Annotated in this window: 12 protein-coding genes and 1 pseudogene; 9 read left to right on the plus strand and 4 right to left on the minus strand. The window is 58.1% G+C overall.

Going from position 1 to position 13509, the window contains the following annotated elements; genetic code table 11:
- Window positions 1-337: 337 nt before the first annotated feature.
- From NJU76_RS23865 to NJU76_RS23875, 3 genes are all read right to left on the minus strand, one after another.
- Window positions 338-1462: an HAD family hydrolase gene (locus tag NJU76_RS23865; RefSeq protein WP_254532919.1), complete on the minus strand. Its 1125-nt coding sequence runs from the start codon at window positions 1460-1462 to the stop codon at window positions 338-340.
- A gap of 338 nt (window positions 1463-1800) precedes the next feature.
- Complete coding sequence (locus NJU76_RS23870) at window positions 1801-3261, minus strand: DUF1254 domain-containing protein (RefSeq protein ID WP_254532920.1); 1461 nt, start codon at window positions 3259-3261, stop codon at window positions 1801-1803.
- A gap of 664 nt (window positions 3262-3925) precedes the next feature.
- Window positions 3926-5065 carry a DUF1214 domain-containing protein gene (locus NJU76_RS23875; RefSeq protein ID WP_254532921.1) on the minus strand — a complete coding sequence of 380 codons (1140 nt, stop codon included), beginning with the start codon at window positions 5063-5065 and terminating at the stop codon, window positions 3926-3928.
- A gap of 707 nt (window positions 5066-5772) precedes the next feature.
- Between NJU76_RS23875 and NJU76_RS23880 the strand changes: the two are divergent.
- The 7 genes and pseudogenes from NJU76_RS23880 to NJU76_RS23910 form a co-directional block, all read left to right on the plus strand.
- Window positions 5773-5904: pseudogene (locus tag NJU76_RS23880) on the plus strand (IS1595 family transposase); the annotation flags it as partial.
- Between the two features lie 228 nt (window positions 5905-6132).
- The gene (locus NJU76_RS23885; RefSeq protein ID WP_254532922.1) at window positions 6133-7194 is read left to right on the plus strand and encodes an enolase-like domain-containing protein; all 1062 of its coding nucleotides are present in this window, start codon (window positions 6133-6135) and stop codon (window positions 7192-7194) included.
- A gap of 583 nt (window positions 7195-7777) precedes the next feature.
- A complete protein-coding gene (locus NJU76_RS23890) occupies window positions 7778-7942 on the plus strand; it encodes a hypothetical protein (protein WP_254532923.1) in 165 nt (54 codons plus the stop codon).
- A gap of 501 nt (window positions 7943-8443) precedes the next feature.
- On the plus strand, window positions 8444-8782 hold the full coding sequence (locus tag NJU76_RS23895) for an ArsR/SmtB family transcription factor (RefSeq protein WP_254532924.1): 339 nt from the start codon (window positions 8444-8446) through the stop codon (window positions 8780-8782).
- On the plus strand, window positions 8779-9279 hold the full coding sequence (locus NJU76_RS23900; RefSeq protein WP_254532925.1) for an SRPBCC domain-containing protein: 501 nt from the start codon (window positions 8779-8781) through the stop codon (window positions 9277-9279). Before NJU76_RS23895 ends, NJU76_RS23900 begins: the two co-directional genes overlap by 4 nt.
- A 2-nt stretch (window positions 9280-9281) precedes the next feature.
- Complete coding sequence (locus tag NJU76_RS23905) at window positions 9282-9728, plus strand: SRPBCC family protein (protein WP_254532926.1); 447 nt, start codon at window positions 9282-9284, stop codon at window positions 9726-9728.
- 94 nt (window positions 9729-9822) lie between these two features.
- Window positions 9823-10572 (plus strand): SDR family NAD(P)-dependent oxidoreductase, encoded by a 750-nt coding sequence (locus NJU76_RS23910; RefSeq protein WP_254532927.1) that lies wholly within the window; start codon window positions 9823-9825, stop codon window positions 10570-10572.
- Between the two features lie 452 nt (window positions 10573-11024).
- Here the strand turns inward: NJU76_RS23910 and NJU76_RS23915 are convergent, their stop codons facing one another.
- Window positions 11025-11657, minus strand: a complete 633-nt coding sequence (locus NJU76_RS23915) for a LysE family translocator (RefSeq protein WP_254532928.1) — start codon at window positions 11655-11657, stop codon at window positions 11025-11027.
- A gap of 121 nt (window positions 11658-11778) precedes the next feature.
- On the opposite strand from NJU76_RS23915, the gene NJU76_RS27255 reads away from it, so the two are divergent.
- Together NJU76_RS27255 and NJU76_RS23920 are read left to right on the plus strand one after the other, a co-directional pair.
- Window positions 11779-12273, plus strand: a complete 495-nt coding sequence (locus NJU76_RS27255; RefSeq protein WP_425604343.1) for a DUF3995 domain-containing protein — start codon at window positions 11779-11781, stop codon at window positions 12271-12273.
- A gap of 133 nt (window positions 12274-12406) precedes the next feature.
- Window positions 12407-13375, plus strand: a complete 969-nt coding sequence (locus NJU76_RS23920; RefSeq protein WP_254532929.1) for an NAD-dependent epimerase/dehydratase family protein — start codon at window positions 12407-12409, stop codon at window positions 13373-13375.
- Window positions 13376-13509: the final 134 nt, after the last annotated feature.

Consider the following 13509-nt stretch of genomic DNA (forward strand, 5'->3'; position numbering starts at 1 on the left):
CTGTCTCCCCTCCCTGCTCGCTTCGCTCGCTGAGGATAGCGCGGGACCGTCGGTCCCGCTGACCATGCGAACGGCGTCGCCGTGAGCAGAAGGGGGCTGAGCGCCCTCAATTACAGCTAAATTCTCGATCGACTATCTGTCCCTGTAGTGATCGATCACGGACCGTAGTTCGTGCTGCACTTTGCTGTCAGGGGTAGTCTGCGAAATCTAGAGGATTTGTTCAGCACGGCTATTAGGGACAGAACGTCAAACGAGTCGCCGAATATGGAACTGTTGAGGTCATCGTATTGGCCGTTTGGATGCAGTGCCCGACTGAGATTCATTGAGTAGGCTCGACTCAGCTTTCTGCTTGTTCGAAGGGAAAGACGTACTCCCAATCGTCTTTCATACTGGCGACGACCCAGCCCTTCTCTTCTGCCACGTCGATAAATGGCTGGGAAGACTCGTCGGACGTCTCTCCTGTTAGGTCTTCGTCCATACTATAGGCATACTCACGCTCGGCGTCGTCGTGGTTAACCAACAGGAGCAGCCGCGGCCCGTCCCCTGCGTCGGTCCACTCGAGCATCTCGCGATCGCCGACATAGTTGCCGAACGCCGCAATGGGTTGCCTGCCGATGAACTTGTGGATACCGATTGGTTTGCCAGCCTCATCATCGACGAAATCGACCTCCGGCAGCTTTACCAGCACCGGCTCGCCGTCCCGGACCTCGTAGCGGGTCTTCCCAGTCGAGCCGACCACCTGCTCTGGCGGGATCCCGTACGTCGCTTCGCTCATCTGTCGCATGAATTCGACGCCACCGCCGGAAACGATGAAGGTCTTGAACTCGTTCGCCCGCAGAAACGAGAGCAACTCCAGCATCGGCTGATAGGCGAGCTCAGTATAGCGCCGGTCGAAACGCGGATGGCGCGCCGTATTCAGCCAGTCGGTCACGATTGCCTCGAACTCGTCCGTGGTTATTCCGGCGTGCGTGACAGCGAGCAGTTCAGCCACCTCACTCTGGCTCGCTGCCGCCAGCGTCTCGAGGTCGTTCTCCAACACCGCCTTGAAGGGCTGTTCGTCCTCCCACTCTGGGTGCTGGGGGGCCAGCTCTCGTATTCGGTCGATTGCAAAGGCGAGCTGGGCGTACACTGGCCGTTCGACCCACAGCGTACCGTCGTTGTCGAACGTGGCTATGCGCTCAGCGGGCGGCACGAAGTCGGGAGAGTCTGGCGTCGTCACCGCTTCTACGAACGTGAGGATGGCCTGCTTGGCTTGGCCGTCGTTCCAAGATGGAAGTGGCTCGGTGGTTTCTTTCTGACTCTGGTGAGTGTCCGCATTCAGAACGGTTCGTTGGGCCCTGGCGCTGCCGGTGCCCATCGCGAGTAAACTGGCGAGACCTGCCCCACGAAGCGCGGTTCGGCGTGTTACTCGCAGCGGTTCGGATTCTGGCTCCGCCGTCGTGTGGTGTGGCTCGTTGCTCATAGCTCATGTCGCTCTGAGTGGCCCACAGCAGCAGTTGGGACCGACTCACACGCTTGCACACCAGTGTTCCATATAATTCAGTGACGATATTTGAGAATGATTTCATGACTTGATGATAGTCTTAGATTGATTACCATCTCTGAATCCTCAATGGGCTATGTGTACCTGGAGTGAACGATCACGGACCTCACTATTCATTATTCATCCGTCAGTTCGTGCTGCACTCGCGCCTTCTGTCCAGCCGACTCTGACCGAACTCCCGGGCCGCTGTCAAAAACGGTGTACTAGATACAGAAACTGCAAGCCAACTGTATGGTTGGGGATGAAGGTAGAAGGTATCACTCCTCCGCAGGGATGACTTCGGGCATGTCGTAGGACCCATCGACCAGCGACCAGTGGGGACCATAGAACCGCGCTGCGAATCGCATACCTCCTTCCGGGGCCGGCAACCAGTTCGTCGCCTGCTCGGAATTGGCCGGCTTCTCGTGTTGGACGTAGATGACGAGTTCGTTGGCGTCAGTGTGCAACAGTCCTTCTTCGAGCATGTAGCTGTTGATGCTGTAGCGGCCGAGTTCGTTCTCGACGAAGTAGCCCTGCGCGTCGTAGATCGGGATCTCCCAGAACTCGGTGACTGGCGGCAGGTTATTGAGGTCGAACGTGATGGTGTACTGTGTCGACCCGTTTAGTTGCTCGCCGTTCGCGTCGGTGAATTTGAACCCAGCGACGTGAGACGCTGGCGAGTCGGGGCCCGCGAAGCCGATATCGGCCATGACGGCCCGGGTCAACCAGTCGGTTCTGAAGTCCGCCGTGTTCTGAAGGATGTTCCAGCCATTCATGTCTACCATAACGTCGCTGTTGCCCTCCGTGCCGGCGGCTCTGACGCGCTCGAATCCGTTCTCGAACCCGCTGGTCAGCGCCTCCTGCACGTCGGTCTCGAGCGCGGACCACTCGAACTCCATTCCGGGGCCGATTCCGACCCGTTCCAACCACTCGAGCATCGCAGCCTCTTTTCGGGAGTCGTCGATGAGCGGCATGCTCGGGTCGTTCAGGACGAGGTTGAGGAGGGTGAAGAAGTCCGCTGCGGTCTGGTTTTCGACCTGCTGCTCTGTAAGATCCGCCATTCGCGGGACTGTCTCGTAGTCGCCGGGGACGACTGACTGTTCCGCCCGTGGCACGCCCGAGCGGTCGTTGGCGAGCCACTCGCTGAGCTGGGTGATGGTCGTCTGCTCCTGCAGGTCGTTAACGTACGCGATCTCGGATTCGTCTGTGGGATCGCGCAGCGCGTACCGAAGTTCGGTTAACAGGGTTTTCGTCCCTGTCTGGACGACATCGGTCGCGGGGAAGTCGCCCGGGATTTCGCCCTCGTACTCGTCCGGCAGGATCAGGTACGACCGCGCGTCGGTGCCGTTGAACTGATTCCCGGCGTAGAGAGGGTAGATCCCGTACTGGTCCATCAACTCTAGCGAGAAGTAGCGGTCGGTAACCTCGGGCATCTCAATGACGACAGGTTCGTCCTGCAGGTCGAGAAAGCCCTGCCCGTACAGGGTGGTGGCGTTCGGACTGACGACAGCTGTGAAGTCGGCCGTTATCGGTCGGCCCTCGTTGGGATAGTACCACCGATTGACGCCCACGAAGACGTCGCTGTCTTCCTTCTGCGTGTAGTTGAAGCGCGTCACGTAGAAGATGACCTGCTGAAGTCCGTAGAGGTACGCCTCTTCTGCGATCGAGGCCACACTGGTCTCCGTATCGCTGTCCGGACTCTCTTCGGATTCTTGATCGGCGGCGACTGTTCGCGTCACCGTCGATCCTCCGAGTGTGAGTCCCCCTGCGACGAGTCCCCCTCTCTGGAGCGCCTCGCGGCGCGTCAGCGTTCGGGTGCGGAATTGGTGCACTCTATCACCTATCTTGTCTGAATCTTGGGTTCCCTGGTGAGTATTCGTCCCGCGAAGCGCGGTCCGGCGCGTTGCCCGCAGCGGTTCGGAGTCCGATTCTGGCGTCGTGTGATGCGGATATTTGCTCATGGTTATGGCTCATGTCTCTCTGAGTATCCCACAGCAGTGGGGACCGACTCACACGTTCCCACTCCATCGGCCAATATAATACAACAGTGACATTTGTGAATCAATTCATGACATGATGACAGTAGTAGAGTGATAACTATCTCTGAATTCTCGATCGACGATATGCATCAGTGGTAAGCGATCACGGACCCCGCTATTCAGCCGTCAGTTCGTGTTGCACTCGCGCTATCTATTTTGCAAAGACTCAGCAAACTCTCGAGTTGCTGTTAGAATCGGTGTGAGAGATCCAGAGGATGAGTTCAGCACGTCCGTTAGTGAAGGATCTCGGGGACAAGCCCCGAGGCACTCGCCTTGTTCATCTGGAGAAGATGGCAGACAAGTCGACGTTTGATATTATGACGATTCAGTTGCCAGAAGCGCCACGACTATGTGTGCGCTCGGATCACTCGACCAGCTTGGCTTCGGGGAACTGATAGCTCCCGTTGATAATGGGTTCGCGTGGTTTGTAAAGGCGGACTAAATAGTGCCATCCCTCTGGCGTGTAGATAAAGTTCGGCTGGTTGGGGTCGCCACCGAAATTAATCGTGATACTGCCGTCATCGGCTCGCTCTGCGGTCACATTGTTAATCGTGTACGCGTCGTACTCGTTTTCCTCAAAGTACAGGTCGGGGTTGTAGACGCTAACCGACCAGAATCCGTCGACGGGGACGTCTTCGTTGACCGTGAGTTCGTGTGGCGTTGTGCCGTCATTCTGGGTGGGAATCTGTTGGAGGAAGAGCGCCTCTGACGGCTGCGGAACTCCGGTCCACCCCGAGGGACTGGCAATGAAAAATTTCACGGGCTCGACTTGGTCTACGTCACCATACGCGCCCGAAAAGTTCTCTAGCGTGGTAAAGACTGTTGTGAGCGCGTCGTCGATCTGTTTGAATGATTGTTGATCCCAGTTGGGAATCTCGAACGACCCAGCCGATGATTGTTCCACGACGATTTCGTCCTGGAGGTTTTGGACTTGTTTCAGATCGGCCGGGTCGTTAGGATCAACAAATATGCGGATCGCGATGCCAGCATACCGAGTCTCTGTGAGATCTTGTGTTATCGTGTACTGGCCAGGATCGTAAACGCACAGCTTCCCATATTGGTTCTCATTCTGGACGTTCATTGACATGTATCGATCACCGCTGTCTGGGAGTGTGATGGTGACCGGCTCGGTCAGATCAAAGACTCCATATGAGTAGAGCGTGTCACGATTTGTCTCGATGTCCAATTGTTCCTCAATGGGAGCAATATTTCTGATATTAAGGAGTTGCCCGAACCCGCCCCTGTCGCTAGTTGAAAGAAAAGAAGCATGACAGTTGGCGCGTGGGTAGTTCTCCCATGTCACCGGGACTGACTCGTCATCTGCTGACGACTGCTGGTCCGTCTGCTGGGCGTTCGTCTCCGAGGCATTTTGGCTGGCAGTGGCGCTGCTACCACCCAGTGCGAGTATTCCGGCGAAACCTGCCCCGCGAAGCGCGGTTCGGCGCGTTGCCCGCAGCGGTTCGGAGTCCGATTCTGGCGTCGTGTGGTGTGGCTCGTTACTCATGCCTCTCTGAGTGTCCCACTATAGCGGTTGGGACCGACTCAGACAACCGTACACCACCGTTCGATATAATACAATGACGAGACTCAAGGATAATTTCATGACATGGTGGTAGTATTAGCTTGATGACAAACCCTGATTTTCAATATACTATTTGTACCTAGAGTAAGCGATCACGGACCGTAGTTCGTGCTGCACTCGCGCTTTGTATTCAGCAACCACTGATCGTCTATCAGACATCTATCATAAGCAGCCTGCTGACCAGAGAGTATATGCGGTACGGTTTCGGAATTTATGTCCACCCAAAATTTCAATAAATCTCGAGTTTCTTTTTATACTTGTCGCCAACTCGATGCTCCGTATATTGCCGAGCATCGTCTCCCCAGCGTCCCTCAATGACGTCCCGGCGGAAGTCTTCGTCGTACTTCCGGGTCAATCCAGCAATAACCCCAGCTGTGGCTCGTCCGCTATTCGGTACGTTCATTCCGTAGTCATCGCGCATCGCCTACCGAACCTCTTTTCTGAGCAACCACTCCCCATCGTTCTTGAGAAGGATCTCGATCATCACGCGCTGCTTCTCGAGCGAGGCTACTTCTACGAAGTCGAGGACGAACTTCGAGTAACGTCGCTAGAAGAACAGCGCTAATGACTCCTCAAAGAGTTGCCTTACATGCCGATAGATCGGTGCACCAAGCTGCTCGAGTCAATCCTACATCTCGCCACATCGAGGTATCTCGAAAGATAAGCTAACATAATATCTCAGAGCGTTCCAGCTCCGCCGAGAATTATATCGAAAACCGGGGCGAGACGCACTCAAACACCCTATTCAAGCGACTCTATGAAATCAACAATGTGCTACGCAAGAGCGTTGGTACAATATCCACTATGATCCTGCTTCACTCCGCCGCTAAACTAGAACAGATGCATTGATTTGTGATTACTGCACTATACTCTAATATGGAACGGCAGGCCCACCACGGCCGCTCGTCACGTTCGTCCGTGAGCGTATTCGACTGTACTACTGACACGGGAGCCGGTCCGACCCTCGCGTGTGCCCATTGGGCCGCGACATGACGCTATACGATCGCATCGCAGGCCTTCCGTTGACAATATCGGCTTCGGATCGGACCAGCCGCCGCCGAGAGATGGTGGGCGGGACAACTCGCGTCACCTCGACGTTCGTCCTGCTGGCGGAAGATGAGTTCGGAGCAGGCGAAGACGTCACTTACGAGGCCGTCGATCACGAAGCCTTGCCAGATACACTACCGTTCGATTTCGCGGGCGAATATACGTTCGACGAGTTCTCGCAGTCCCTCGAAGCTATCGACCTCTTTCCGACGAAGCCACCCGAACGCGAAGTCTCGCGGACGTATCGACGGTGGGCAGTCGAGAGTGCCGCACTCGACCTCGCCCTCAAGCAAAACGACACGACACTGGCGTCCCGCTTCGGTCGGGAGTACTCACCAGTTCGATTCGTCGCCAGTACACCGGTCCCGGATGGGGACACGACTCGAGTCGAAGAGACACTCACGGTCAACCCCACCTGCGAGTTTGCGCTTAAGCCGACCGATGCGTGGACCACAGACACCTTCACGAGACTCGCGGAGACCGACGCGGTCCGCGTGCTCGATTTGGACGGCCAGTCCGACGGAGACGGCGACAGTCAAGCACCGAATCCCGAGCTCTATCGCCGGGTCTTCGAGACGTTCCCCGATGCCGTTGTGGCAGATCCTGTCGTCTCCGACGACGTACACGACCTGCTCGCGGCGAATTCGGAGCGTCTCTCGTTGGGTGCGTCGGTCCGCAGCACAGCCGACCTCCGTGATGCGCCATTCGAGCCGGACTGGTGTTCCATTGTCCCATCGCGATTCGGGACCGTCCGGTCGCTTCTCGAGACTATCGAGTATTGTGCGGAGCAGGACATCAGTATGTACGGCAGCGGGCAATGCGAACTCTGTGTCGGACGCGGGCATATCCAGCTGCTCGCGTCACTATTCTACCCTGAGGGACCAAACGATGTCGCGCCGCGAGCGTACAACAAACCGACGATTAGAGCGGACCTGCGCCCAAGTCCTCTTGAGCCGCCCAAGGCCCCGACCGGGATGGAATGGAAACAACTCGAATTCGAGTAACGGGCGACGTGCTGAGGAGTTCAGCTGCCTATCGGTAGAGTCCATCTTCTGGACTTTGAATCTCACCTGAATCGGCTTCATTAGCTGTAATTGAGGGCGCTAACCCCCCTTCTGCTCACGGCGACGCCGTTCGCATGGTCAGCGGGACCGACGGTCCCGCGCTATCCTCAGCGAGCGAAGCGAGCAAGGAGGGGAGACAACGCCCGCACGTCTTGTTTTCGTGTGAATCGGCACCCTTACTACCACAGCGGTCGAACGGGGTAGTAAGATGCTCACCACGCTTCCGGCGGTGTTCAAACGCGACAACAAGCGTGCATCGTCGGTTGTGGCCGAGTGTCGAACCGGTAGGAGTGGGACACTCCGAACCACCTGTCAAGGGAAGCCGCCTGTGGAGTCTGGAACCGTCCGCAGAACGCCAACAGCGTTCTGCCGGGCCGCACGAGACGCGGAGCGTCTTGTGGACGCTGTGGGGACGTTCCCTGCACGTTCCGACACCGAAGCAGGAAGCTCCGTCCTTAACAAGCGAGGGCCGGGGAGGCCCGAGCGCGGTAGGGCAGGGTAGTTCACTGCGTTCTCGAAACACGTGAAACTGACATTCGTGTGTGGAACGCACCTCGAGCCGGAGACGCCCAGCGGGACGGCTCCGGAGAGACAGGCCTTGGACTTGAAAGAGACGGACACGGTAGACGAGGAACAGATCGCTTCCTGGATCCGGCAGGCCGCCGACAATCCGGGGATGGGCTGGTGATGAAGCCCGCTCCGGTGTGAGAGCCGTCGGGCAGCCGCGAACCTCACCTAAAAGTGTGCTGACAACTGCTGCCTCTATAGCTAACGGCTAGCTGCGTCCATCCTCTCCATCTTGCGCGCCGTTTCTGTCAATATTTGGCACTATCTGACCGTTGAAGAAGTGATGAACTCGCAACATGAGTATTATAGCTCTTTTTGTGCGTCGTGCTCGCGATCGCTCGGTGGAGGGCCGAACACTGCACCTGCTCTGCGAACTCTCGTCGTGGATGCGGTACTCCTCGTGGACGAACTTGTCGGCCGTTTCAGGGTTCCTGCCGTTCCACACCTTCTCTAGAGCAGGTCGTGGTCCCTCTATCTCTCGCCGGTACCGACGTGTGCTACCGTCGAGGGTACTGCAGGGAGCATCGTGAAGAAGTTTCCAGTCCTCTGAGCAACCGGTAGATGACCCAATAACGACGTTTAACCAAAGAGTTAAGTATTCGCCCGGTATTTATTCAACTGGATGGTTGAACGACTACCGGACGATCTCGATCTCGACGCGGTCTTCCAGGCGCTGGCACACCCCATCCGTCGGGACATCCTCGAACAGGTAGCCGACGGACCGGAGAGCGTCAGCGACCTGGCCGAACCGCACGACGTCTCACTCGCCGCCGTCTCGAAGCACCTCCACGTCCTGGAGGACGCCGGCCTGATCGACATCGAGAAGGACGGTCGCGTTCGCCGCTGCCACCTCAACGCTGCGCCGCTTTCCGCCGCGTTTGGCTGGCTCACCCGGTACCGCGTCTTCTGGGAGGACCGGTTCGACGCGCTGGCCATCCATCTGGAGGAAGAAGATCAATGACAACCAATGGCAACGGCGACGACGGACAGCAGACCGACACCAGGACCGGCGAGCGAAGCATGACCGTGAGCCGCGTCATCGAGGCGACTCCAGAGCGGGTCTACGAGGCCTTCGTTGATCCTGACGACCTCGCCCAGTGGCTCCCACCGACCGGTTTCAGCGCCGAGGTCCACCACCTCGAGCCCGAGGTGGGTGGGACGTACCGTGCCACGTTCACGGGTGAGACCGAGGAGCTGGTCGAGTACGGCTCGACCTTCGGCGGCACCTACCTGGAGCTGGTTCCAGGCGAGCGGATCGTCTATACCGACTCGTTCGAGACAGACGACCCGGCGATGGCCGGAGAAATGACGGTGACGGTCACCTTCGAGGCGGTTTCTGAGGGGACCGAGGTCACCGTCCGCCACGAGGGATTCCCCCCGGCAATTCCCCCGAGCGACGCCAACGAGGGATGGAACGACTCACTCGAGAACCTCGCGGATCTGGTCGAGGGGGCGTAACGATGATCGAAACGACCGACACGAGCCTGACGATCCGCCGGACGTTCGATGCGCCGCTCGAGCGCGTCTTCCGGGCGTTCACGGAGCCCGTGGAACTGGAGGAGTGGTTCGCTCCCGCACCGGGTGATGTGATGACTGAGATCCAGACCTTCGCTCCCAAGCCCGACGGTGAGCGCTCGATCCGCTTTCACATGGACGACGACTGGTTCGGAAGTGACGGTGCGTTCGAGGAAGTCGTCGAGAACGAACGGATAGTCTACACGGACCAGTGGGTCAACTTCCCGGAAGCCGAGGTCGACAGCCGCGTTATCGTCGAGTTCTCCGACGCCGAGGACGGCACCGAGGTCGTCCTCACCCACGAGCAACTCCCGGACGGCGATGCTGTCGGGGGTGCCGGGATGGGCTGGGAGAACTCCCTCGGAAATCTAGAGGAGATGCTCGCAGCATGATGACCGAGATGGAGACGAGCGAGACGAGTCCGACGATTCGCCGAACGTTCGACCCGTCACTGGCACACCGTCAGGGCCGGCAGCGGAAATGGAGATGATATTAGAGGGGCAGATCGCCGTGATCTACGGTGCTGGCGGGTCGATCGGCGGCGCCGTCGCTCGCACCTTCGCTCGTGAAGGCGCCCGAGTCTTCCTCGCCGGGCGAACTGCGGCTCCGCTTGAGGCGGTCGCCGACGACATCCGTTCGCACGGCGGCGAGGCGGACACTGCCATTGTTGACGCCCTCGACGAGCAGACCGTCGACGAATTCGTCGACTCGGTGGTTGAGGAGACCGGCCGGCTCGACATCTCGTTCAACCTCGTCACCTACGGGGACGTCCAGGAACCGTTGATGGAGATCTCGGCCGATGACTTCACCCACCCAATCACAACGGCGACCCGGACGCAGTTCCTGACGACGAGGGCGGCCGCACGGCACATGGTCGAGCAGGAGTCCGGGGTAATCCTGACGTTCGGAGGCGGTGGACCCCAAACGCCGCCTGACCTCGGCGGCTTCAAAGTCTCGCTCGACGCCCTCGAGAGCCTTCGCCGGCAGTGGGCGGTCGAACTCGGCCCCCACGGCATCCGCGTCGTCACTCTGAAGACTGGGGGCGTTCCCGAGTCCATCCCGGACGACATCCCTGGGCGCGACGAAATCATTCGCGAGACCGAAGCGGACGCGTTGCTGGACCGAACCGCGACGCTATCAGACGTGGGCGAGGTCGCAGCCTTCGTCGCCTCGGATCGTGCTCGCACCATCACTGGCACGCCGGTGAACATCTCCTGCGGGGCGCTGGTGGACTAAGATGACTGGCACTACCTTGAATAGCGAGAGAGTCCCGCCGTTCACGGCGTCCGCAGAACGCGACGCGTTCTGATGGGCATCGCAACCCGTCGGGTTGCTCAACGGGCGTGAATCGCGTCTGTGTTCACGTTCACTTCGCACTCCTCGAATGTATGTCGGCCGGGTTCGTCCTGGAAGACACTGACCTGGGAAAACTGGAGGTGGGTTGGCGTTCCTCCGGTATCACAAACGCGAGCCTGCCCGAGTCAGACGCGGACGTGAGTCCGAGTCAGGTGGATGGCACCGCCCGCACGGGTCTAGCGGATATTCACGCACACCACGCCTCTCACGAGGCCCGACGGCGTGCGTGCAATCCGGTGTACCCGCACGGGGAGGGGAATCGTGCCTCCGGTGGTGTCGGAGCGGCCGACGTCACGCGAGAGGAACCCACGGCGTTCACGCCGGGGAGGATGTCATGCGGTGGTCCTTCGTTCGAAGGCGAGTTTAATGCCAAACCCGACCAGAACGCTTCCACTCGCCATTCGCAGCACTGTTTTCACGAGCTCTCGCTCCGTGACCACCCTCCGTGCTCTGGCCGCGAACACCGCCAGCAGCGCCTGATAGACGAAGCCCAGACTGGCAAACAAAACGCCAAGCATGAATAGCTGGACGGAAACCGCACCTTCTGGTTGAACGAACTGCGGGAGAAACGCGAGGAAGAAAATCGCTACCTTCGGATTCAGGACGTTGATCATCAGGGCATCTCGATACGATTCACGTGGCGTGTAGGTGGTACTCTCGGGCGTCACCTCAAACTCTTCCGAGTTTCTGAGCGTCTGAATGCCGAGGTACACGAGATATGCCGCCCCGAGGAGTTTGACGATCGTGAATGCTACCGCCGATGCTCGTAACAGGGTGGAAAGGCCGAGTATAGCTGCGGTCGTGTGGACGAGACTTCCGGAGGAGGATCCAAGCGCAGCCGTGATGCCCGAGGTGCGCCCATCACTGATACTCCTGGTCAACGTGTAGATACTGTCCGGACCGGGGGAGACGATGAGGGCGATTGCGATCGGGATGAATGCGAGAACGGTACGTTCATCAAGCATGCTCACCGATACACGTGTGAGTATAATAATTCATTCTTCTAGCATTGTCGAGATGATTGATATACCCTCTCAGTCGGCTACAGTAACCACGTCAGCTGTTGAGGGGCTCAACAAAGCCGAAATGGAGGACTCAGATTTGCCACTGAGAGAGAGGACGGCCGACCAGACCGACAGGCGACCATGGTTGACAACCCGGGCGATCTATGCGGCCTGTGCGTGGGCTCTTCTGTTCACGGTTCCACATATATACTGGGCCGTCGGAGGGACCGCCGGGCTTGCAGGCCATCCGATGACGGGACGATTATGGGTCATAAACGTAGTTGCTATCCCACTGTTACTCCTCGCTGTCGTGGTCGCCCTCGCAACAGTTCGCCCATGGGGTCGGGTCGTGCCTCGTTGGCTCCTGCTTCTCTCAATCTGGGGAGTAGGAGTAGTGTTAACCTTGCGAGGCACGATCGGCCTCGTTCAACGAATTCTTTCGTTTGGTGACATTGGACACCAACCGTTTCTCGCCTTGTTCGCGGATCCATGGTTTGTACTCGGAGGAGTGCTGTTCAGCGTGGTGGCTTGGGACTACACTAGACGGCTACAGCACGGGCGAGACGGTACGCCGTGACATCCTAATGTCAGAATTCAGTCCTCGTGCTTGCCCACGAAGCGTTTGCCGTGCTGGGAAAGCCAAACGATAAAACATCGTTCAATTTTACGTTATTAGTTGGACTAATAACCAAGGACACAGTACTGTTCCTATGCGCGTTCTCGTCACGGGTGCCAGTGGATTCATCGGTGGACACGTCCTTCGGTTGTTGACGTCAACCGAGAATGAGGTCGTTGGATTCGATATCGCTGACCCTGGGCCGGTTGCAGCGAGCGTCCATGACGAAATCCAATTTATTCGCGGGGACGTTACCGACCCGGTAGATGTATACAACGCGATCACTGCCGTCAACCCGGAGTGTGTCGTCCACCTCGCCTCGTTACTCGTTCCGGATTCCCGAGCGAACCCTCGAAAAGCGTTCGACGTGAACGTTGGTGGGACGGTCAACGTTCTCGAAGCCGCACGGTCGAATGATGTTAGTCGAGTCGTTGCCGGGTCGTCGGTCAATGTTTATGGAAATGGCGCCGAGAACGGCGAGCGTATTTCAGAAGCGACGGTTCGCCAACCGAACACCACCTACGCGATGACGAAGTACGCCCTCGAGTGGCTTGGAAGTACCTTCGACGTTGAGTTCGCCGCCATAGAACCGGTACACGGCTTTGGCCCGGATCGCGTGCGTGGCAACTCCTACGATGCGGCGGTGGTGAAGGCTGCAGTTAGCGGTATCCCACTGGAGGTTCCACAGACTGGCATTCAGGACGAGTTTCTGTACGTCGAAGACAGCGCTCGCGCCTTCGTAACTGCTGCGATCACAGAAACGCTGTCGCATGACCGTTATCTCGTCGGAACCGACCAACACGCCACGCTCGCTGAGATCGTTGAATTCGTTTCAGAAGTCGTCCCTGAGGCAGAGATACACCTGCAGGAGAAACCCGCTGATGCGACCTGGGAAGGAGATCGAAACAATCACCCACCGACCGATTCATCTCGCATACAGGACGATTTAGGCTGGAAGCCGACCTACTCACTGCAGGAGATGGTGGAAGCGTACGTTGAGTGGTTAATTACCAATCCCGAGTCATGGGAATTCTCACGTGAAGATATCCCATGGAAACAATAAGAGTTATTTAAGCGATCCTGACGCCTCGGCGGTACCTTGAGTCTAGAACGAGAAAATGGAGGAATACCTCGGTGTGGTACCAGTTGTTGCAAATACGATTTCTGTATTCAGTCTGCGGCGTGATTTTTTCGTGC

This window comes from Natrinema gelatinilyticum (assembly GCF_024266705.1).
Lineage (GTDB): Archaea > Halobacteriota > Halobacteria > Halobacteriales > Natrialbaceae > Natrinema > Natrinema gelatinilyticum.

Coding starts and splice junctions, on each gene's coding strand:
- NJU76_RS23865 (WP_254532919.1), bottom strand. CDS start 1,462: ATGAGCAACGAGCCACACCACACGACGGCGGAGCCAGAATCCGAACCG.
- NJU76_RS23875 (WP_254532921.1), bottom strand. CDS start 5,065: ATGAGTAACGAGCCACACCACACGACGCCAGAATCGGACTCCGAACCG.
- NJU76_RS23885 (WP_254532922.1), top strand. CDS start 6,133: ATGACGCTATACGATCGCATCGCAGGCCTTCCGTTGACAATATCGGCT.
- NJU76_RS23895 (WP_254532924.1), top strand. CDS start 8,444: ATGGTTGAACGACTACCGGACGATCTCGATCTCGACGCGGTCTTCCAG.
- NJU76_RS23900 (WP_254532925.1), top strand. CDS start 8,779: ATGACAACCAATGGCAACGGCGACGACGGACAGCAGACCGACACCAGG.
- NJU76_RS23905 (WP_254532926.1), top strand. CDS start 9,282: ATGATCGAAACGACCGACACGAGCCTGACGATCCGCCGGACGTTCGAT.
- NJU76_RS23910 (WP_254532927.1), top strand. CDS start 9,823: ATGATATTAGAGGGGCAGATCGCCGTGATCTACGGTGCTGGCGGGTCG.
- NJU76_RS23915 (WP_254532928.1), bottom strand. CDS start 11,657: ATGCTTGATGAACGTACCGTTCTCGCATTCATCCCGATCGCAATCGCC.
- NJU76_RS27255 (WP_425604343.1), top strand. CDS start 11,779: ATGGAGGACTCAGATTTGCCACTGAGAGAGAGGACGGCCGACCAGACC.
- NJU76_RS23920 (WP_254532929.1), top strand. CDS start 12,407: ATGCGCGTTCTCGTCACGGGTGCCAGTGGATTCATCGGTGGACACGTC.